Genomic DNA, 20,598 nt, shown 5'->3' with positions numbered 1-20,598 from the left:
CCGGTTTTACAGGCGCTCCGCCGAGGCGTGTTCCATGGCCTCGCTGCGCGCGTCCGCGGCATCGGGCTGGTGGAACGGGTAGGCGAAATGCTTCGGCGGGTCGAACGTCTCCTTGATGGCCCGTGCCGAGACCCACCGGATAAGGTTCAGGTACGAGCCGGCCTTGTCGTTGGTGCCCGAGGCGCGGGCGCCGCCGAACGGTTGCTGGCTCACGACGGCCCCCGTCGGCTTGTCGTTGATGTAGAAGTTGCCCGCGTTGTCGACGAGGCGGTCCGTCGCTTCGGCGATGACGCGGCGATCCCGGGCGAAGAGGGCACCGGTGAGCGCATACGGCGACGTCTCGTCCAGCAGCGTGAGCGTCTCGTCCCACTTCTGGTCCGGGTAGACGTAGATCGAAACCACCGGGCCGAAGATCTCCTCGCACATCGTCCGGTACTGCGGGTCGTCCACGAGCAGGACCGTCGGCTCAATGAAGTAGCCGGTCTCGTCCGAGTAGTTGCCGCCGGCGAGCACCCGGACGCCCGGTGCTTGCCGGGCTTCGTCGATGTAGGCGGTGATGCTCTCGAAGGCCTTGCGGTCGATGACGGCGTTGATGAAGTTCGTGAAGTCTTCGGGCGGCCCCATCTTCAGCTCGCCGAGCTGGCTCAGGAGCTCGCGCTCGATCTCCGGCCAGCGTGAGCGCGGCAGGTAGATGCGCGAGGCCGCCGAGCATTTCTGTCCCTGGTATTCGAAGCCCCCCCGCACGATGGCCGTGGCGACGGCCTGCGTGTCCGCCGACGGATGCGCCAGGATGAAGTCCTTGCCGCCCGTCTCGCCCACGATGCGGGGATAGGCACGGTACCCGGCGATGTTTTGCCCGATGGTGCGCCACATGTGCTGGAACGTGGCCGTCGAACCGGTGAAGTGCAGCCCGCTGAAATGGGGGGAGGCGAAGACGTGCTGCCCCACGAGCGAACCCGGTCCCGGGATCATGTTGATGACGCCGGGCGGGAGGCCGGCTTCTTCGAGCAGCTTGTAGGTGAAGTAGGCGGTGTAGAGCGTGGACGAGGCGGGTTTCCAGACCACCGTGTTACCCATCAGGGCGGGCGCCGTCGGCAGGTTGCCCTGGATGGAGACGAAGTTGAAGGGCGTCACGGCGAAGACGAACCCTTCGAGCGGGCGGTACTGCATCCGGTTCCACGTCCCCGGCGCCGAGCGGGGCTGATCGCGATAGATCTGCTCCATGTAGTGGACGTTGAACCGGAAGAAGTCGATCAGCTCGCACGCCGCGTCGATCTCGGCCTGGTGAACGTTCTTGCTGTGGGCCAGCATGGCCGCGGCGTTGAGCGTGTCCCGCCAGGGACCGGCGAGCAACTCGGCGGCCTTCAGGAAGATGGCGGCGCGGTCTTGCCAGGGCATCCGCATCCAGTCGTGCCGGGCCTGCAGGGCGGCTTCGATGGCCTGCCGGATCTCGGCCGCCCCGCACTGGTGCGCCACCCCCAGCACGTGGCGGTGGTCGTGGGGGGGATGCATCGTGATCGTGTTGCCGGTGCGAATCTCCCGCCCGCCGATGAAGGCCGGCACCTCGATCTCCTGATTACGCAGCTCTTGTAAGCGCTTCCGAAGCGCGGCACGCTCCGGGCTGCCGGGGGCGTAAGTACGGACGGGTTCGTTCCAGGGAGGCGGCGTGTGAGCAATCAGGTTGTTCATGGCGACGTCAAGGGTCAAAGGCGTGATGCAAACGGGCCGGCACGAGCGGCGGCTGCAAGATAGGAAAAAGTAACGAGCAGCCGGCCGGCTTGTTCTTGAAAAAGGGATGGGGGGGCATCCCGCCGAAAAGACAACGCCGGGAGGGCACGGCATATTTTTCCTTCGCGACGCATCTTTTCCAGCGAAAGGCGGGGCCGGACGCGGTGCCCGGCGGGAGGACGGGGAGACCCGGCGCGGAAAAAACGAATCCCTTACCGCATGGTGTACCTGAACGGGGGACGACCGGCGACAACCCCGCCGGCAGCGGGCGAACTGGCCCGCTATTGGCTGCAACCGGACCGTTGTGCCGTACGATTCCTTGAATGGTCTTCCCAACTTTTCGACGACACCATGAGCTCGCAGGCAGCGTCCGACAGGCAGCCCCGGCCCGGGCTGGATGGAGAGAAACTGTCCCGTCTGATTCAGCAGGAGAACGATCCCCGGCTGGCCGGTGCCAAAGAGGCCCTCAAGCAGAAGCTCTTACAGGCCGTGATGCAACAGGCGCTGGCCGAGCTGGAAGAGCCCGAGCAGATCGCCGAAGCCCTGGCGGCCCGGCTCGACGGGCAGCACCCGCTCCTCCGGCGGGCCGGCGAAGCCCTGCAGGCCAGACTGTTGCGCCAGGTGGCGACGCGGGCCGTGGAGACCCTGGCCGACCCCGCCCGTGCCGCGACGGCCGCCCGAAAACACGTCGGGGAGGAGCATGAGAGCCTGCAGGGGGCCGTCCGGGCGTTGCAGGAGCAGCTTCTTGCCACCGTGGCCGACCGGGCCACCGAGGCCCTGCGTGATGCCGGGGCGACCGCCGGGCGGGCCCGCGCCCTGCTGGCATCCGACCATCCGGTCCTGCAGGCCGCCGTGGAAGCCCTCACGAACCGTCTCGACGAAGAAGTGGCCGGCCGGGCCGTCGTGCAGTTCGAGGACGTGGAGACGGCCGTCGAACGGGCCCACCGTCACGTGCCGGAGGAGCATCCGGTGCTCGAACGGGCGGCCGGCGCGCTCAACGAACGCCTCTATGAGGAGGTGGCCCGGCGCTCGATAGCGGCCCTGCACGCCGCCGAGACGACGGTACGGGCGGCGCGGGCGCATGTACCGGACGACCACGAGGCCCTCCGGGAAGCGGTCGAAACCCTCCATGGCCTGCTCGTGACGGAGGTCGCCGGTCGTGCCACCGATACCCTCGCCGACACCGAGGCGGCCGCACGGGCGGCGCGGGCGCATGTACCGGACGACCACGAAGCCCTCACCGGAGCCGTCCGGCGGTTGCACGACCTGCTCGTCGGCGAGGTTGCCCGGCGAGCCACCGATACCCTCGCCTCGACCGAGGAGGCGGCCCGCGAGGCCCGGCAGCATATCCCGGACGACCTGCCGGAGCTGACCGGCGCGGGCCGGGAACTGCGGGCCCTGCTCCTGGACGACATCGCCCGGCAAACCCGAGAGGCCCTGCAAGACGCCGAGGCGGCCGCGCGGGAGGCCATGAGCCGCTTCGAGGACCGGGAGGCCGTTCTCTCCGAGGCCCGGCGTGTTCTCAAAGAACGGATGCTCCAGCGTATGCTCAGTGATGCCGTTCGCGAGATCACGGAAGCGGTGATGCACGATGCGGAAGCGCACGAGGCCCCTTTCCGTGAGGCGGCCGCCGCGGTGCGCCATACCGTCACCCGGCAGGAAGAAGCCCCGGCGCCTTCCGGCGATCCGGCCGGTGCGGAGCCGGGCGACCGGCACGAGGGCCCGGATACCGGGGACGAGCGCCCCGTCTTCGAAGAGATCCGCTTCGACGGGCTGGTGAGCCCGGCGGAAGAAGCGTCTCCGGAGGCAGGTGCGCCCGACTCGCTCATTCGGGAGGTTGCCCCCGGCGAGTTCGACGAGGATGAGGAGGAACCGCTTGTCCTGGCCGGAACGGGAGACGGGGTGCCGGGGCAGCCGGCATCGCCGGGGGCGGTCTGCTGTTACGTCTACGGCGTGATGCCCGTCCGGGAGGCTCCTGCCGCCGGCCTCCTCGACGTCGAGGGGCTGGTGCCCGGTGAGGCGGTCATGCAGCGCGTCCACCGCGATCTGGCCGTGTTCTTCAGCAGGGTTCCTGCCGAGACGTTCGGCCCGGAGGCGCTCCGGGAGAACATGCAGGAGGCCGCCTGGGTGCAGGTGCAGGTGCGCGCCCATACCCGCGTGATGGAGCGGCTCTGTGAGACCGGCACCCTGGTACCGTTGCCCTTCGGGACGGTGGTCCGGGACGAACAGGCCGTCCTGGGGCTGGTCGAGGCACGCTACGACGGGCTTCGCAAGGCCGCCGGCCGGCTCCGTGGCCGCCAGGAATGGAGCCTGCGCATCTACCGGATCGACGACGTTTTGCTGGAGCGCATCATCGAAGGCGAGCAGAAGGTCGAGGAGTCGCTCGGCGTGCTCTCGAAAGGGATCGCCCGGTTCGTGCGGGAGGAGATGAACCGGATGGAATATGTGGAGGTCGACCAGATGATTGCGGTGCTCTCCGAGCATTGCGTGCGTCGTGCCCACGAGGCCCTGCTCCAGCATGCCGAAGGCGGGGTGTTCAAGCCCCTGGTCGACGCGGCGGAAGGGGGCAAGGGGACGCTGGTCGCCAACGCGGCCTACCTGGTTCCGGTCGAGGACGAGGAGGCGTTTCATGCGCGGGTTGCCGACCTCGGCGGGGAATGCATCGGGCTGGGCTTCCGGTTCGAGCTGAGCGGTCCCTGGCCGCCGTACCATTTCGTCGAGGTGGGGTGACGGCTGAGGCCGCCGGGCGTGTGCGGTAAGACGGCGCGGAAAATCGCCGGAGCGCCGGATCAAAGTGCCGGGAGGGTACGTCCTCATGTCTCACGTGTGCCGCGCGTGTACGCGGCCGTGTTCGGGCATGCATCTACAGGACGGGACCTTGGCACTGCGTTTCGAACAGTTCGTGGCGTTGCGCTACCTCCGGGGAGCGCAGGGGCGTGAGGAAGGGCGCCGGTTTTTGCACTTCGTCACGTACGTGGCCGTTGGGGGAGTGGCCGTGGGGGTGGCGGCGCTGCTGCTGGCGCTGTTCATCGTGCGCGGGTTCAGCCGGGAGATCGAAGCCAAGCTCGTCGGGTTCGGAGCACACGTGCAGGTGGAAAGCCTGACGGACGAACCCATCGGCGGCGGCATGGCCCTGGCCGAAGCGCTGGCCCGGGAAGAAGGGGTGGCGCGTGCGGCGCCCGTCGTGCTCGAGTTTGCGCTGCTGCGGCGTTCGGCCACCGCGATCGACGGCGTCGGGCTGTGGGGCACGGACGTCCTGCCGCCCTACCTGGCCGGGCACCTCGTCGAAGGCACGGCCCGCTTCGACCCCGATGGCAACGGGCTTCCGGGCCTGGTCGTCGGAAGCCAGCTGGCCCGCCTGCTCGGCCTCCGGGTGGGGGACCGCGTGACGGCCTTCTCGATGCGCAACACAGACCAGGTCCTTTCCGGGGCGGATCCGGTGCGCCTGCCCCGCGTCAAGCAGTTCCACGTGGCGGGCATCTACGAGACCTCCTTCGCCAACTTCGACGAACTCTACGTCTTCACGGACCTCGACGTCGCGCGGGACCTGCTCGAATATGCCCCCGACGAACTCACCCGGATCGACCTGACGGTCGCGGACACGGACCGCATCGACGCCGTGGCCGCGCGCATCAACGAAACGTGGGGCTTTCCGGTGATGGCGCGAACCATCTATGAGGTCTATCACAGCTATTTTGCCTGGGTCAACCTGCAACAGAGCATCATCCCGCTCGTCATCGGGGTCATCATGCTGGTGGCGGCTTTCAACATCGTGGGGACGCTCTTGATGATCATCCTGGAGAAGACCCGCGAGGTCGGGGTGCTGATCAGCCTCGGGGCTTCGGCCGCGAAGTTGCGACGGCTCTTTCTCTGGTTGGGGCTGATGATCGGCGGGGCCGGGGTGCTGCTGGGCGAGGCGCTGGCGCTGGCGCTGGCGCTGGTGCAGCAGCGCTACGGGGTGATCCCGCTGCCGCCGGAGGCCTACTACATGAAGACGGCTCCCATCGCCCTGAACCCGCTCGACTTCCTCCTCGTGGGCGTGGTGGCGCTGGCGCTGTGCGCCGCCGCCGCCTATATTCCTGCGCGTATCGCCGCACGGATCGAACCCATCCGCGCCATCCGATTCAGCTGAGGCCGGAAGGGAGCCCATCAGGCAAACTTAACCGGAAAAAAATCCCATGGGCCTGCGCAAAGGAGACGAAGCGCCTAACTTCACCCTCTATGACGACCGGCGCAAGCCGTTCGAGCTGGCATCCCTGCGGGGCAAGAAGCACGTCGTGCTGCTGTTCTTTCCCGGGGCGTTCACGAGCGTTTGCACGACGGAGTTGAACATGGTCAACAACGACCTCGAAGCCTTCGGGCCGGATACGCAGGTCGTCGGGATCTCGACCGACTCGCCGTTCGTGCTCGCCGAGTTCAAAAAGGTACACGGCCTGCGTTTCCCGCTCCTGAGCGACCACGATGCGGAGGTCTGTGCCGCCTACGGGGCGAAGTACAACCGGGATTTCACCCCCATGCAGCTCGACCGCATCGCCCGCCGGGCTGCTTTTGTGGTGGACAAGAAGGGGCGGGTGCAGTATGCCGAGGTGCTCGAGAATGCCGGCGAACTGCCGGATCTGGAGGCCATCAAGGCCCTGGTGGCGGAACTCTGAGGGGGCACGGCGATGCGGGACGAAACCATCGGGCTGCGGGTGCTCCTTTTCAGCGTGCTGCGGGAGCGCATCGGGACGGGCCGTCTGGAGATCCGGTTGCCGGCGCCGGCCACGGGCGAAGACCTGCTCGACGCGCTCGAGCGGGCGTATCCGGCACTCCGGCCGTACCGGGGGACCCTTCGCCTGGCCGTCAACCGGGCGTATGCCCCGGAGACGACGCCGCTGAACGAAGGCGACGAGGTGGCGCTCATCACCCCCGTCAGCGGGGGCTAGCCGGTCCCGGGCCGGCACCGGAAGCATGCAGAAACCCATGCAGGAGATAAAAAACGAAACGCAGTGGATCCGGCTGCAATCCGATCCGCTCGACGTGAGCGCTGCGACGGACTACCTGCGGGTGCCCGGCGCCGGGGGCATCGACCTGTTCCTTGGCATCACCCGCCGCTGGAGCGGGCCGGCGACAGGCGACCCGTCCGGTGCGCGCCGCGAGACCGTCAGGCTGTCGTACGAGTGCTTCGTGCCGATGGCGATGCAGGAGATGCAGCGGCTTGCCGCGGCGGCGGCGGCGCGGTGGCCGGTCGAGCGGGTGTGCCTGTGGCACCGGCTGGGGGTCGTGCCGGTGGCCGAGGCCAGCGTGCTCATCGGGGTGGCGACCCCGCACCGGGCCGAAGCCTTTGCCGCGTGCCGCTTCCTGATCGACACGCTCAAACGCCAGGTGCCCATCTGGAAACGCGAGCACTTCGCCGACGGCCGCACCGTCTGGGTGCAGGGGGATGCCCCGCCCGAGCTGCCTCCGGTGCAGGCAAGAAGCACCGGGGAGGCGTAGACGGGCCGGGCTTGAGCCCTGCGCCGGCTTCCGGAAGGACGCGCACCCCGGAACCTCCCTCTGCCCACTCGTAGTCCCCGGGTATCCGGTTCCACGTTTCACGTTCGGAGGACGATGACCGGGAAACCGCAATCCGCAGGGATCTTCTCGCCTCCGACCGGCATGCTTGAGTCAAAGATGGAAACATCCTCGAAGGCAACCACCCGGCGGTTTCCCGACTGGGAAACGCCCAGTCCCAAAGAGGCCGAGCTGAACCGGGCCCTGCTCGAACGGACCTCCGGTAAGGTGCACCGGCTGCTGCAGGGCCTGCTGGTCGATCGGGAGGTCAACCTGTACCACAGCTATGCCAACGCCGTCTCGGTTCGGCGGCTCGGCTACAACGACCACGGGCCGGTGCACGCCCGCATCACCACGTACAATGCCCTCAAGTTGCTCCGTCTGCTGCGCGAGAGCGGCATCCGGCCGTCGCTCGAAGAGGAGGAGGTCGGTACCTACGAGGATGCCCAGGTGGCCGTGGCCCTGGGCTGCTTCCTGCACGACCTCGGCATGGGGGTCACCCGCGAGAACCACGAATGGCACTCCATCGTCCTGGCCGACGGCATCATCACCCGCTACCTGACGATGCTCTACGGCGAGACCGATCCGATGCGCGTCGTCGTCCGGGCCATGGCGCACGAGGTCATCGTCGGGCATATGGGGCACAGCCGGATCCACTCCGTCGAGGCCGGGGTCGTCCTCGTGGCCGACGGCACGGACATGGCCCGCGGGCGCTCCCGCATCCCGCAAATCATCGATCGCGGCCCGGTCGTCGGAGACATTCACCGCTACTCGGCCAGCGCCATCAGCCGGGTAGACCTCTCGCCCGGTGATGCCAAGCCCGTCCGCATCACGATCTCGATGGAAAACAAGACGGGGCTCTTTCAGGTGGAAGAGATCCTCATGGGCAAGGTGAAGGCCTCGCCGATCATGCCCTATCTGGAAATCTGCGCCCTCGTGGCCGATGAGCCGCCCCGCTTCTACCTGCGATGAAGCCTCTTGCCGCGTCACGTTTCGGGCTGCCGGGTCACCGGGGGGGGCACGCCGTGGCCGGGTGGAGCGGTGCGTCCGGGATGGGGTGCCTCGCCCTGCTTCTCGTGTGGCTGGGCGCCCCGCCCGTCTTCGGCCAGGTGCTCGTCGAGGGAACCGTACGGGACGCCGCCACGGGCGAGCCGCTGCCGGCGGCCAACGTGCACGTCGAGGGCACGTACCGGGGCACCATCACCAACGAGGACGGGTGGTATGCCCTCCGCCTCGACGGCCTTCCGGCCGTGCTGGTCGTCCGCTACATCGGCTACGCCACGCAGCGGCGAACCCTGCGTCCGGGCGATGCGGGGCGGCAGGACTTCGACCTCGAACCGGTGGCCTACGAGCTGGACGAGGTGGTCGTGACCGGTGAGGACCCGGCCGTCGAGATCATGCGCCAGGTCATCGCACGCAAGCAGCAATGGCGGGCCGCCCTGCAGCGATACCGGGCCGAGGTCTATAACCGCTTTACCCTCGAGAACGACACCGGCATCGTCTCCATCGTCGAAAGCCTGACCGAGGCCTTCTGGGACCGGGAACGCGGAGCACGCGAGGTCGTCCGGGCACGCCGCCGGACGTCGAACCTCGACTTCGAAGCCTTCCTCCCGGCCGCCTTCTTCGTCGAGAACCTGTACGACGACGATGTCGAGGTGGCGGGCTACCGGCTCATCGGGGTGACGCACCCGGACGCTCTCCGGCACTATCGCTTCACGCTCGAAGGCACCCGCGTGCTCGACGACCGGACGGTCTACGACATCGCCGTGCGACCCGCCGGGCGCCTCAAGAGTGCCTTCGAAGGACGGGTGGCCGTCCTGGACGAGGCCTTTGCCCTCGTCGAAGCCGAACTCCGCCCGGGCGAAGCCTTCCTGTTTCCCCCACCGGTCCGGGCCTATGAGGTCACCTACCGCCAGCAGTTTTCCCGCTTCGGCGGCGATTTCTGGTTGCCGGTCGATTTTCGCTCGGAGGCGCTGCTCAAGATCGACGTGCAGGGGCTGCTCACCTTTCCCCTCATCCGCATCCGCCAGGTGGCGCGTTTTACCAACTACGAGGTCAACGGGCCCCTGCCCGACACCCTGTACCGGAAGATCGCCTACCTGACCATCGATTCGGTGGCGGTGGCCGCCGACACGCTGCTGGACCGGCCCGGCGTGGCGGTGCCGCTCTCCGGGCGCGAAGCCGGCGCCTATGCCACCATCGACAGCACGATGACGCTGGAGAAGGCATACCGGCCCCGGGGCCCCCTGGCTTTCCTGGTGAAGGTGGAACAGGAAGACGACGCCGGGAGGCGCGGTCGTACCGGGCGAGACCGGGGGCTTCGGCCTTCGCTGCAACCGGAACTCTGGTACAACCGCGTCGACGAGGCGCATCTGGCCCTCGGCCTCGGCGCCACCGTGGGCCGGCACCTGGCGCTCCGGGCGCTCGGCGGGTACAAGACCGGCCCGAACCGGTGGACCTACGGCGGTGAGGTGGAACTCCGGGGGGGAACCCGCGGGCGCGGATGGCTGGCCCTGCGCTACCGCGACAACATCGAGCCGCGTTTCCCCTACCAGATCCACGAACGCTTTTTCAATAGCTTCGGCGTCCTCACCGGCGGCACGGACTACTTCGACTATTACGGGAACGAAAAGTGGACGGCCCGTGCCGGCTATCACCTCCCGTTCGCCGCCACCCGGATCGAGGTACGGTACAACCGCGAGCGGCATTTCTCGGTCGAACGCACCACCGGCTACAGCTTGATCGGCTCCGGTGCGGATCCGCGGCCCAACCCGGCCGTCGAGGAGGGAAGGCTTCGCTCGCTCGGAGTGCGGCTGGTCTTCCCGGTGCGCGCACACCCGGGGGACGACGACCTCCCGCTGCCGCTCGGCGGGCAGCGCCGTGTGCAGTTGCAGATCGAACACAGCGATCCGGGTCTCCTCGGCAGCGACTTCGACTTTACCCGTCTCTGGCTGCTGGCCGAGTGGCGGTTCGAGACGTTTTTCCGCCGTCGCCTGCTGCCGATGGCGCTCGACGTGCGGGTCGTGGCCGCCACGCACACCGGCACGCTGCCGCCGCAGCGCTATGCCGTCGTGGAGGCCGCCGGCGGCCTGTGGCAGACCTTCGGCGGCCTGCGGACGCTGGAGAGCCGGCCCTATGAGGGAGAGCGGGTGCTGGCACTCTTCTGGGAGCACCACTTTCGCACCGTGCCCTTCGAGCTGCTGGGGCTGCGCCGCCTCGCCGGGGCCGGGCTGGGGTTGATCGTCCACGGGGGGCATGCCCGGACGTTCGTCTCGGCGGCCCGCCGCGACGAACTGGCGGCCACGCTCGGCTTCACACCCCGCCGTCCGGAGGGCTTCCATCACGAACTCGGCCTCTCGCTCAACGGGCTCTTCGGCCTCTTTCGGATCGACGTGACGAAACGCCTCGACGCCCCGGGCCTGACGGCCGGCCTCGGCCTGGCCCGCATCTTTTGAGGGGCCGGCAGCGTCCCGTCATGGGGTCGCTTCCCGTGCGACGGGGCGGGCGGGGTCGGTGATCCACTCGCTCCACGAGCCGGGGTAGAGGCGGGGCAGGCCGAGGCCGGCGTGGGCCATCGCCAGGCGGACGTGGTTGGCCGTCACGCCCGAGCCGCAGTAGCAGACGACCCGCTCCGGGGGCACCTCCCCGAGGAGCGCCGCGTACCGCGCCCGGAGCGTCTCCGGCGGGAGGAAGCGGCCGCCGTCGTCCAGGTTGCCGGCGAAGGGGGCGGACACGGCTCCGGGGATGTGACCGGCCACCGGGTCGATGGGCTCGTGCTCGCCGCGGAAGCGCTCGGGTGCGCGGGCGTCGAGCAGCCGCCAGGCCGGGTCCTGCCGCACGCGCTCGACGTCGCCGGCCGTCACGAGCAGCCCGGGCCGGGGGCGGGGGACGAACCGCCGCGGGGGGCGCCGCTCCTCACCGCCGCGCACGGGGTAGCCGGCGCGTTGCCAGGCGGGCCAGCCGCCGTCGAGCACGGCGACGGCGTCGTGGCCGAGCCAGGTCAGGAGCCCCCACAGCCGCGCCGCGATCGCGCCGCCGGCATCGTCGTAGGCGACGACCTGCACCGTCTCGTCGATGCCGAAAGCGGAGAGGGTGGCGGCGAGCGCATCGGGATCGGGCCAGGGGTGCCGTCCGGTCCGGCCCGGCACGACCGGTCCCGAGAGATCGTCGTCCAGGTGGGCATAGACGGCGCCCGGGATGTGGGCCTCCCGGTACGCCCGTCGCCCGCGCTCCGGGTCCTGGAGCGAGAAGCGGCAGTCGAGGACTGCCCAGCCGGGGTCCTCCAGGCGGGGTAACAGGTCCTCCGGGGCAATCAGCGTGGTGTAGGGCATGGCGTTCAAAGGGACTGAAGGGACAGAGTTATTCGTTCCAGATCCCGTTTCACGGCCGGGATCCTGCGATCCGTGGCGGCGATCGAGGCGGCGTTTGTGTATCTTCCGGGGAGTGTATGATCCCAAAATAGCGGATGCGATGGTACGAATGCGAGCGGGGTGGTGGCTGGGTTTCGTGGCGCTGCTCTGGCTGGCCGGGTGCGGGGGCACGGGGCGGGCCGTCGAACATGGCGCGGCGGGGCCGGAAGACGTCTCCGTCACGATCCTCCAGATGAACGACGTGTACGAGATTGCGCCCGTCGAGGGCGGGACACGGGGCGGGCTCGCCCGGGTGGCCATGCTCCGGAAGCGGCTCCGGGAGGCCAACCCGAACACGCTCACGGTCATGGCCGGCGACTTCTTCAGCCCCTCGGCCATGGGCACGGCGCGCGTGGACGGCCGGCGCCTCGACGGGCGGCAGATGGTGGCCGTCCTGAACACACTCGGCCTGGATCTGGCCACCTTCGGCAACCACGAGTTCGACCTCGGCGCCGAAGCCTTCTACGAACGCCTGGCCGAGTCGCGCTTCACGTGGGTCTCGGCCAACGTCCGCGATTCACTCGGGCGACCCTTCCCCGGCGTGCAGGATACGCACGTGTGGACCGCCACCGACGCAGCCGGGCGCACCGTGCGCGTGGGCTTCACCGGGGCTACGCTCCCGGCCACGCAGAAGGACTACGTGACGTACGAGGACGTGGAGGCGTCGGTGCGGAGGGCGCTCGACGACCTGCGCAGCCGCGCCGACGTGATCGTGGCGCTGACCCACCTGACGCTCGAGCAGGATGCCGCGCTGGCCGTCGCCTTTCCCGAGATCGACCTGATCCTGGGCGGGCACGAGCACGAGAACTACCACCTGCGCCGGGGTCCGGACGACACGCCCGTCGTGAAGGCCGATGCCAACGCTCGCTCGGTCTTCGTGCACGACCTCCACGTCGACCCGGCGACGGGCCGGGTGCGCGTCGAGAGCCGGTTCGTGCCGGTGACGGACGCGATCCCCGACGACCCGGAGACGGCCGCCGAGGTGCGGCGCTGGACGGAACGGGCGTTCGCCGCTTTCCGCGCGGGCGGCTTTGCGCCCGAGGAGGTGGTGGCCGAGGTGCCCGTGCCGCTCGACGGGCGCGAGGCCAGCGTGCGTAACCACCCCACGGGCCTGACGGATCTCATCGCCGGGGCCATGCTCCACGCCGCCGAGGGGGCGGATGCCGCCGTCTTCAACAGCGGCTCCATCCGCATCGACGACGTCGTGCCACCCGGACCGGTCACGCAGTACGACGTGATCCGCATCCTGCCCTTCGGCGGCGACGTCCTCACGGTGCGCGTCCGGGGCGACGTCCTCGCCCGTGTGCTCGATCAGGGCCTGGCTAACCGGGGCTCCGGCGGCTTCCTGCAGACGGCCAACCTGAGCCGGGACGCGGACGGGCGCTGGCGCCTCGGCGGCGAGCCGATCCGCCCGGATCACACCTACCGCATCGCCACGGGCGACTACCTGGCCTCCGGTCGTGAAAAAGGGCTCGATTTCTTCGCCATCGGTGCGCCCGGGGTTGAACTCGTCCGCCGGAACGGCGACGTTCGGACGGCTGTCATCGACGAACTCCGCCGCCGGTATGGTCGCGCCGGGCGTTGAACGTTCCGGGCAGCGAAGGGTTAACCTGGAGGAAACACCGCAGACTGCACCGCCACAGGGAAGCGAGCATGGGGCGTAAGAAGAAGGACACCGGGCAGACGCCGCTGATGCGGCAGTATTACAAGATCAAGGACCGTCATCCGAACGCGATCCTGCTGTTTCGGATGGGCGACTTCTACGAGACGTTTGACGAGGATGCCCACACGGTGAGCCGGGTGCTGGGGATCACGCTCACGAAGCGAGCCAACGGGCAGGCCGCCGATGTGCCGCTGGCCGGCTTCCCGCACCACGCGCTCGACAACTACCTCCCGAAGCTCGTGCGGGCCGGGTACCGTGTGGCCATCTGCGAACAGCTCGAAGACCCCAAGTACGCCCGCAAGGTCGTCAAGCGCGACGTCGTCGAGGTGGTGACGCCCGGCGTTGCCTTCCACGATCAGCTCGTCAACCCCCGGCAGGCGCATTACCTGGCGGCCGTCCACTTCGGGCGCGAACGGGGCCGTGAGGACGTCGTCGGCTTCGCCTTCATCGATGCGACGACGGGCGAGTTCAGCGTCACCGAGGTGGAGGCCGCCCATCTGGAGAGCCTGTTCGAGACGATCGGTCCGGCTGAGGTGCTCGTCGAGAAAGGGTTTCAGAAACGGCTTCAGGGCGTGCGCGGGGCGTCGTTCGTCCTGACGCCGCTGGAGGACTGGGTCTTCGGCTTCGATTTCGCCTATGAGACCCTGCTCCGCCACTTCAAGACGCACTCGCTCAAGGGCTTCGGCGTGGACGACCTGCGGACGGGTCTCGTGGCGGCCGGGGCGGCGCTCCATTACCTCGGCGAGACGCAGAAGGGACGCCTGCCCCACATCCGCCGGATCACGCGCTACGCCGGGGACGATTACATGGCGCTTGATCCGCAGACGAAGCGCAACCTCGAACTGGTGGCACCCTTGCAGGGAGAAGGGCGTGAGGGTACGCTCGTCCATATCCTCGATGAGACGCTCACGGCCATGGGGGCGCGCCTGCTGCGCAAATGGCTCGTGCGCCCGCTCCGCAGCGTCGAGCAGATCCAGCGGCGCCTCGACGCCGTGGAGGCCCTGTTCAAAGCACCCAGGCTGCGGGAAAACCTGCGGGAGGAACTGCGCCAGGTGGGGGATCTGGAGCGGCTGGCGGCGAAAGTCTGTACGGGCCGCGCCACCCCGCGCGACCTCCACCTCCTGAAGCTGACGCTCCGCCAGGTTCCGTCGTTGAAGACGCTCCTGGCCGATGAGCGGTGCCCCACGCTCCGCAAGCTGGCCGAGGGGCTGACCCTCTGCCAGGACGTCGTCGACCGCATCGAGGCCGCCCTCGTCGATGATCCGCCTGCCACCCTCAAAGACGGCGGGGTCATTCGCACCGGCTATCACGAGGAACTCGACGAACTCCGCCGGATCGCCTCCTCGGGCAAGGACTGGGTCGCCCGCATGCAGAAGCAGGAGGCCGAGCGCACCGGCATCCCGTCGCTAAAAGTGGGCTTCAACAAAGTCTTCGGCTACTACCTGGAGATCACCAATGCCCACAAAGACAAGGTGCCGGACGACTACATCCGCAAGCAGACGCTCGTCAACGCGGAGCGGTACATCACGCCGGCGCTGAAGGAGTACGAGGAGAAGATCCTCACGGCGGAGGAGAAGATCGTCAACCTGGAGGCGGAGCTGTTCAACGCGCTGCGCCTGGCGGTGGCCGAGGCCACGCCGGACCTGCAGCGCAACGCCACGCTCCTGGCCCTGCTCGACTGCTTCTGCGCCCTGGCCGAGGTGGCCGAGCGGTATGACTACACCCGCCCCGACGTGCACGAGGGGACGGACCTCGACCTCGAGGACGCCCGCCATCCCGTCGTCGAGCGGACGTTGCCGGCGGGCGAGCCCTTCATCCCGAACAGCATCCGCCTCGACCCGGCGTCCGAGCAGATCCTCATCATCACCGGGCCGAACATGGCCGGGAAGAGCGTGGTGCTGCGCCAGGTGGGGCTGATCGTGCTCCTGGCCCAGATCGGATCGTTCGTGCCGGCCCGTCGCGCCCGGGTGGGCATCGTGGACCGCATCTTCACCCGCGTGGGGGCCTCCGACAACCTGGCCGCCGGCGAGAGCACGTTCCTCGTCGAGATGAACGAGACGGCCAATATCCTGAACAACGCCACGCCCCGGTCGCTCATCCTGCTCGACGAGGTCGGGCGCGGCACCTCCACCTTCGACGGCCTCTCCATCGCCTGGGCGCTCGTCGAGTACCTCCACGAGAACCCGCACGTCGCGGCGCGGACCCTTTTTGCCACGCATTACCACGAACTCAACGAACTTGCGGACCGCTACCCCCGGGTGCGTAACTTCCGCATCCAGGTGCAGGAGCACGAGGGCAAGGTCATCTTTCTGCGCAAGCTCGTGCCCGGCGGGGCGGATCATTCCTATGGCATCGAGGTGGCGCGCATGGCCGGGCTGCCGGAGCCGGTCATCCGGCGGGCGAAGGAGATCCTGCACCACCTCGAAAGCCAGCACCTCGTGATCGAGGGCGGGGAGCGGTCCGGCGGGGATGGCGTGGCCGTCCGGCGTCCGGCACCCGTCCCGGCCGTCGAGGGCGGGGCGTTCCAGATGTCGCTCTTCGCCCCCGAGCCGGACCCGAAACTGCTCGAACTGCGCGACCGCCTCCTGGCGCTCGACCCGAACCGCCTCACGCCCATCGAGGCCCTGCTCCAGCTGGCCGAACTAAAACGGCTCGCCGGGGGGGATGCATAAAGGTCAGGGAGATAACGGTCCACGTGTAGCCGCGGGCTTTAGCCCGGGCACGCCGGCGGCCAGAGGAGCGCACCCGTGAAGGGTGCGGCTACATCGCTCTGCACCATAACTGAAACGGCTCGCCGGGGGGATGCATAAAGGTCAGGGAGATAACGGTCCACGTGTAGTCGCGGGCTTTAGCCCGGGCTCTTCTGTGGCGCCAGGTGCGCACCCGTGAAGGGTGCGGCTACATCGCTCTTCACCATGACGCCTTCAATAGCATGGACCAATGCTCAATAGCATGGACCAATGCTATACCGTGATACCATCTGCCGCGCCTCATCCTCATCCCGATCATTTCTCCAGCACGAGCCGGTTGAAGTCGGGCCAGTCGATGATCTTGACGTCGCCCGAGGCGAGGCGGACGATGATGCCGTTGTTGTCGCTGTTGACGTCGTTCGAGCCGCGCAGTTCGAAAGTGCGCCCGTCGCGGAGGGTGACGCGGGCGGCGCGGGAGGAGCGGCGTTCGATCTCGCGGATGAGGCCGAATTCGATGGCGAAGCCGACGTCGTCCGCCTCGCCGTTGAGCATCTCCCAGGTTTCGGTCTCGTCGTCGTCCCACCGGATATAGCCGGTGAACTTGTCGCCGTTGCGGGTGGTGAGGGTGCCGTAGAGCGGGCCGGTGGACGGGAAGTCCATGTAGGTGATGCCCCGGCCGGGTGATTCGAAGCGCAGGCGGTCGAAGGCGTTCCAGGGGATACGCACCTGGCCGAGGCCGGGGTCGAGCACCAGGATGTCGCGGTTGTCGTCGTTGACGTCGTTGGTCCCGCCGAGGACGAGCACCTCGCCGTTCTTGAGGCGCACACGGGCACTGCGGCTGCTTTCGCGGGCAATCTCGGCGATGTCCCCGAAGGGGATGCTGCGGCGCCGGCGGTGCTCGTCGCGGCCGTCGAGTTCGTCGGTGGTTAGGACCTCGTCGACGTCCCAGCAGATGTAGCCGGTGAAGGTGAGGCCGTTGCGGGTGGTGAGGGTGCCGTAGAGCCGTTCGCCGAAGCGGGAGGTGAGGCGTCGGGGCGTCGGGGCAAAGTCGACCCGTTCCAGGTCACGCCAGCGGAGTTCGACGAGGCCGGCCCGCTCGTCTTCGACGAGGATGCCACGGTTTTCGTGGCCGATGTCGGTGGAGCCGCCCCGCAACTCCACTTCTTTGCCCGAGCGGAGTGTGAGCAGCGCCCGGTCGCTTCCGGTGTTTTCGAGGGAACGAAGGTGGCCGAACCGGAGGCCCGACTGGCGTGCCTGGTCGGCATTCCCCATGTCGATCCGGATGCCGAAGATGCGGATGGACCGGTCCGGTCGCTCATCTCCGGTGAGTCGCTTCGAGCCGTCGAGCAGGTCCACCCAGCTCACCTCGTTTTTGTCCCACCGGATGAGTCCTTCGAAGACCTCACCGTCGCGGGTGGTGACGGTGCCGTAGAGGCGATCCTGGATCGACTGGGCCGGGGACAGCACCGGCAGCAGCAGGACGAGCGGGAGGACGTAGCAGCGTTTCATGGCCCCGGTGAAGACGGTGTGAAGGGAAGGGGAGCATGCGTTTAACGGGCAACCTGCCGGGTTGGTTACACGAAGCGCCGCCGGGGTGCCGCCCGTTTCGCGGTTTATTGGCATAAGGCCGGGCCACGCATCCTGTGGAAAGCCGTATCTTCTGGCACCCTGTCGGAAATTTTTCCGGAAAACCGGAGGTCGTCGTCATGGTGCGTGCTTTTCTCGGGGTCACGCCGGTTTATGATGAAACCAACTACATCGCGCCCTCGGCCGAGGTCATCGGCGATGTGACGCTGGGGAAGGGGGCCAGTGTGTGGTTCAACGCCACCGTGCGGGGAGACGTCAACTGGATCCGCATCGGCGCCGCGTCGAACATTCAGGACAACGCGGTGGTCCATGTCACGAAGGGCGTGGCACCGACCGACATCGGAGAGGGCGTCACCGTGGGACACAGCGCCGTCGTGCACGGTTGCACCGTCGAGGACAATGTGCTTGTGGGCATGGGGGCCGTCCTGCTCGATCACTGCGTCATCGGGCGCGACAGCATCGTCGGGGCGCGGGCGCTGGTGACGCAGGGGACGCGGATCCCGCCGCGTTCGCTCGTGCTCGGCAGCCCGGCCCGCGTCGTGCGTGAACTGACCGACGAGGAGGTCGAGCAGATCCGCACCTTTGCCCGGAATTACCTTCACTACAGTGCCATCTACCGTGGCGAAGCCCGGCCGGAGACCAACCCGTTCTACGAGCGGTGAGGGGGACGGTGGGGGTGAGCGGATAACTCCAGCCGGCCCGGCTCGTGAAACCCGGATGAGACCTGCGGTCTTCCGACCTGCGAGGAGTCATCCTCAACCCGAAAGACCAGATTCATGCGCATCCTGATCGTGGGAAGCGGCGGGCGTGAGCACGCCCTGGCCTGGGGCCTGGCGCAGAGCCCGGAGCGACCCGAACTGTACATCGCCCCCGGCAATGCGGGGACGGAAACGCTGGGGGAGAACGTACCCGTGGCAGCGGACGACCTCGACGGCCTGCTGGCCCTGGCCCGGGAGCGCCGGGTCGATCTGGTGGTGGTGGGGCCGGAACAGCCGCTGGTGGCCGGCCTCGTCGACCGGTTGGAGGCGGCGGGGGTGCCCGTCGTCGGTCCGACGGCCGCCGCGGCGCGGCTCGAAGGGAGCAAGGCGTTCGCCAAGGCCTTCATGCAGCGGCACGGCATCCCCACGGCGGCGCATCGCACCTTCACCGCCCGGGACTACGACGCGGCCGTCGCTTACCTGGACGCCGTGGGGGCGCCCGTCGTGGTGAAGGCCAGCGGGCTGGCCGCCGGCAAGGGGGCGGTGGTGTGCTCGACGCGCCCGGAGGCCCGCGCCGCCCTCGACGCGATGCTGCGCGAGGGACGCTTCGGCGCGGCCGGCGACGAGGTGGTCATCGAGGAATACATGCAGGGGGAGGAGGCCAGCGTCTTTGCCCTCACCGATGGCACCGACTATGTGCTGCTGGCACCCGCGCAGGATCACAAGCGGATCGGAGAAGGTGATACCGGGCCGAACACCGGCGGCATGGGGGCCTACGCGCCGGCCCCCGTCGTCACGGAGGCGGTGCTGGCACGGGTGCGGCGGGAGATCGTCGAGCCGACGCTCCGGGGGATGGCGGCGGAAGGGCACCCGTACCGGGGGATCCTCTACGTGGGGCTCATGATCACCGAAGACGGCCCGAAGGTGGTCGAGTATAACTGTCGCCTCGGAGATCCGGAGGCGCAGGTGGTGATCCCGCTGCTGGCGGGCGACCTGGCCGTCCTCTTCGACCGGCTGGCCCGGGGACGGCTCCGGGAGGTGAACGTGGCCCTGCGTCCCGCCGCCGCCGCCTGTGTGGTGCTGGCCTCGCAGGGCTATCCGGGGACCTATCAGAAGGGCTTCGTCATCGAAGGCCTGGACGAGGCCGGCGCCCTCGACGACGTCCTTGTCCTGCACGCCGGCACCCGGCGGCGGAAGGACGGGGCCGTGGTCACCGCCGGCGGGCGGGTGCTGGCCGTGACCGCCCTGGCTCCCGACCTCGCCGGTGCACTCGAGAAAGCCTACCGGGGGGCCGGACTGATCCGGTTCGAAGGCAAATACTACCGGCGCGACATCGGGCGGAAGGGACTCCTGCGGCTGCGCCAGGGGTAAGTCCCGGAGCCTCGTGCCGGGGTGAAGCGGCGTGTGTTGCTTAGCTTTAAACCGTTTTCAAGAGGGGGTGAAAACGGTCCTTTTTCGCTAAATTCAACCTAATGCTCTCGCTTCACCGCCGATAAATGGTTAGGTTTGCCGTCATCCGTGCTTTTCGCCTCTGTCCAACGTCGCTCTCCCACGCGATCGTATGCCGCAGATTTTCCCGAAAAAAGCCAACGCCTTGCCCCACCTGTCGCTGGCCGGGGCGCTCTTCGGCGGGGTGTTTCTGATCTTCTTCGTCTGGTATTACTTCTCCCCGGAGTATACCGACGTGGGCTATGCGCCGGAGCAGCCCGTGCCCTACAGCCACCGCCTGCATGCCGGGCAACTGGGGATCGACTGCCAGTATTGCCACAACTGGGTGGAGGTGGCCGACCATTCGAACGTGCCGCCGACGCAGACGTGCATGAACTGCCATAGCCAGGTCCGGACCGAGTCCCTGAAGCTTTTGCCCGTGCGCGAGAGCTGGGCCACCGGCGATCCGATTCCCTGGGTGAAGGTGCACAACCTGCCCGACTATGCCAACTTCAGCCACGCCGTGCACGTGAACAACGGTGTCGGGTGTGAGACGTGTCATGGACGGGTCGATCAGATGGAGGTCGTCTTCCAGGCCGAGCCGTTGTCGATGGGGTGGTGCCTGGAGTGCCACCGGCAACCGGAACTTTACCTCCGGCCCAACGACGAGATCACCACGATGGGCTACGTCCAGCCGGCCGACTTCGTCCAGCGCAACATGGAGCGCATCCGGGTCGAGCACATCGAGCCCCCCACGAATTGCTCTGCGTGCCACTACTAAAGTTTCGGGTTGCACGTTTCGGGTTTCCTGTTCGGATCGACTTGAAACGCGGCGCTTGTGACCTGAAGCCCTTTCCGTTTTG

General features: G+C 68.2%; 15 protein-coding genes. 12 read left to right on the top strand and 3 right to left on the bottom strand.

Translation table 11 applies throughout. The features are described 5' to 3' along the window. Positions 1-6: 6 nt before the first annotated feature. Complete coding sequence (pruA, locus tag GQ464_RS03260; RefSeq protein WP_166975021.1) at positions 7-1,689, bottom strand: L-glutamate gamma-semialdehyde dehydrogenase; 1,683 nt, start codon at positions 1,687-1,689, stop codon at positions 7-9. 390 nt (positions 1,690-2,079) lie between these two features. Here pruA and GQ464_RS03255 point away from each other — a divergent pair, with 390 nt between their 5' ends. The 7 genes from GQ464_RS03255 to GQ464_RS03225 all read left to right on the top strand — a co-directional run bounded on the left by GQ464_RS03255 (position 2,080) and on the right by GQ464_RS03225 (position 10,715). Beyond that, entirely contained in the window at positions 2,080-4,458 is a 2,379-nt protein-coding gene (locus GQ464_RS03255; protein WP_228350556.1) for a GvpL/GvpF family gas vesicle protein, read from the top strand. Positions 4,459-4,606: 148 nt separating this feature from the next. Then, positions 4,607-5,860: an ABC transporter permease gene (locus GQ464_RS03250; protein ID WP_228350555.1), complete on the top strand. Its 1,254-nt coding sequence runs from the start codon at positions 4,607-4,609 to the stop codon at positions 5,858-5,860. 46 nt (positions 5,861-5,906) lie between these two features. Next, positions 5,907-6,380, top strand: coding sequence for a redoxin domain-containing protein (locus GQ464_RS03245; RefSeq protein WP_166975027.1), 474 nt, complete (start codon positions 5,907-5,909; stop codon positions 6,378-6,380). 12 nt (positions 6,381-6,392) lie between these two features. Continuing rightward, positions 6,393-6,653, top strand: coding sequence for a MoaD/ThiS family protein (locus GQ464_RS03240; RefSeq protein WP_166975030.1), 261 nt, complete (start codon positions 6,393-6,395; stop codon positions 6,651-6,653). A gap of 37 nt (positions 6,654-6,690) precedes the next feature. Beyond that, complete coding sequence (locus GQ464_RS03235) at positions 6,691-7,203, top strand: molybdenum cofactor biosynthesis protein MoaE (protein WP_166975033.1); 513 nt, start codon at positions 6,691-6,693, stop codon at positions 7,201-7,203. A gap of 177 nt (positions 7,204-7,380) precedes the next feature. Next, positions 7,381-8,232: a phosphohydrolase gene (locus GQ464_RS03230; RefSeq protein ID WP_228350554.1), complete on the top strand. Its 852-nt coding sequence runs from the start codon at positions 7,381-7,383 to the stop codon at positions 8,230-8,232. Then, positions 8,229-10,715, top strand: coding sequence for a DUF5686 and carboxypeptidase-like regulatory domain-containing protein (locus tag GQ464_RS03225; protein WP_228350553.1), 2,487 nt, complete (start codon positions 8,229-8,231; stop codon positions 10,713-10,715). Before GQ464_RS03230 ends, GQ464_RS03225 begins: the two co-directional genes overlap by 4 nt. 18 nt (positions 10,716-10,733) lie before the next feature. On the opposite strand, the gene GQ464_RS03220 is transcribed toward GQ464_RS03225, so the two are convergent. Continuing rightward, a complete protein-coding gene (locus GQ464_RS03220; protein WP_228350552.1) occupies positions 10,734-11,591 on the bottom strand; it encodes a sulfurtransferase in 858 nt (285 codons plus the stop codon). Between the two features lie 139 nt (positions 11,592-11,730). Here GQ464_RS03220 and GQ464_RS03215 point away from each other — a divergent pair, with 139 nt between their 5' ends. Then, complete coding sequence (locus tag GQ464_RS03215) at positions 11,731-13,254, top strand: bifunctional metallophosphatase/5'-nucleotidase (RefSeq protein ID WP_166976313.1); 1,524 nt, start codon at positions 11,731-11,733, stop codon at positions 13,252-13,254. 68 nt (positions 13,255-13,322) lie between these two features. After that, on the top strand, positions 13,323-16,004 hold the full coding sequence (gene mutS, locus GQ464_RS03210; RefSeq protein ID WP_228350551.1) for a DNA mismatch repair protein MutS: 2,682 nt from the start codon (positions 13,323-13,325) through the stop codon (positions 16,002-16,004). A 333-nt stretch (positions 16,005-16,337) separates the two neighbouring features. On the opposite strand, the gene GQ464_RS03205 is transcribed toward mutS, so the two are convergent. Beyond that, entirely contained in the window at positions 16,338-17,531 is a 1,194-nt protein-coding gene (locus GQ464_RS03205; protein ID WP_166976316.1) for a hypothetical protein, read from the bottom strand. Positions 17,532-17,728: 197 nt separating this feature from the next. Between GQ464_RS03205 and GQ464_RS03200 the strand changes: the two genes are divergently transcribed. From GQ464_RS03200 to GQ464_RS03190, 3 genes are all read left to right on the top strand, one after another. After that, the gene (locus GQ464_RS03200) at positions 17,729-18,271 is read left to right on the top strand and encodes a gamma carbonic anhydrase family protein (RefSeq protein WP_166976319.1); all 543 of its coding nucleotides are present in this window, start codon (positions 17,729-17,731) and stop codon (positions 18,269-18,271) included. 114 nt (positions 18,272-18,385) lie between these two features. Next, positions 18,386-19,678 (top strand): phosphoribosylamine--glycine ligase, encoded by a 1,293-nt coding sequence (gene purD / locus GQ464_RS03195; protein ID WP_166976322.1) that lies wholly within the window; start codon positions 18,386-18,388, stop codon positions 19,676-19,678. A 190-nt stretch (positions 19,679-19,868) separates the two neighbouring features. After that, entirely contained in the window at positions 19,869-20,516 is a 648-nt protein-coding gene (locus GQ464_RS03190; protein ID WP_166976325.1) for a cytochrome c3 family protein, read from the top strand. The last annotated feature ends 82 nt before the right edge of the window (positions 20,517-20,598 follow it).

The sequence above is a fragment of the Rhodocaloribacter litoris genome, assembly GCF_011682235.2.
In the GTDB taxonomy this organism is placed as follows: domain Bacteria; phylum Bacteroidota; class Rhodothermia; order Rhodothermales; family ISCAR-4553; genus Rhodocaloribacter; species Rhodocaloribacter litoris.
Note: the sequence above shows the minus strand (reverse complement) of the source record. Positions and strands in the feature narration are given on the sequence as shown.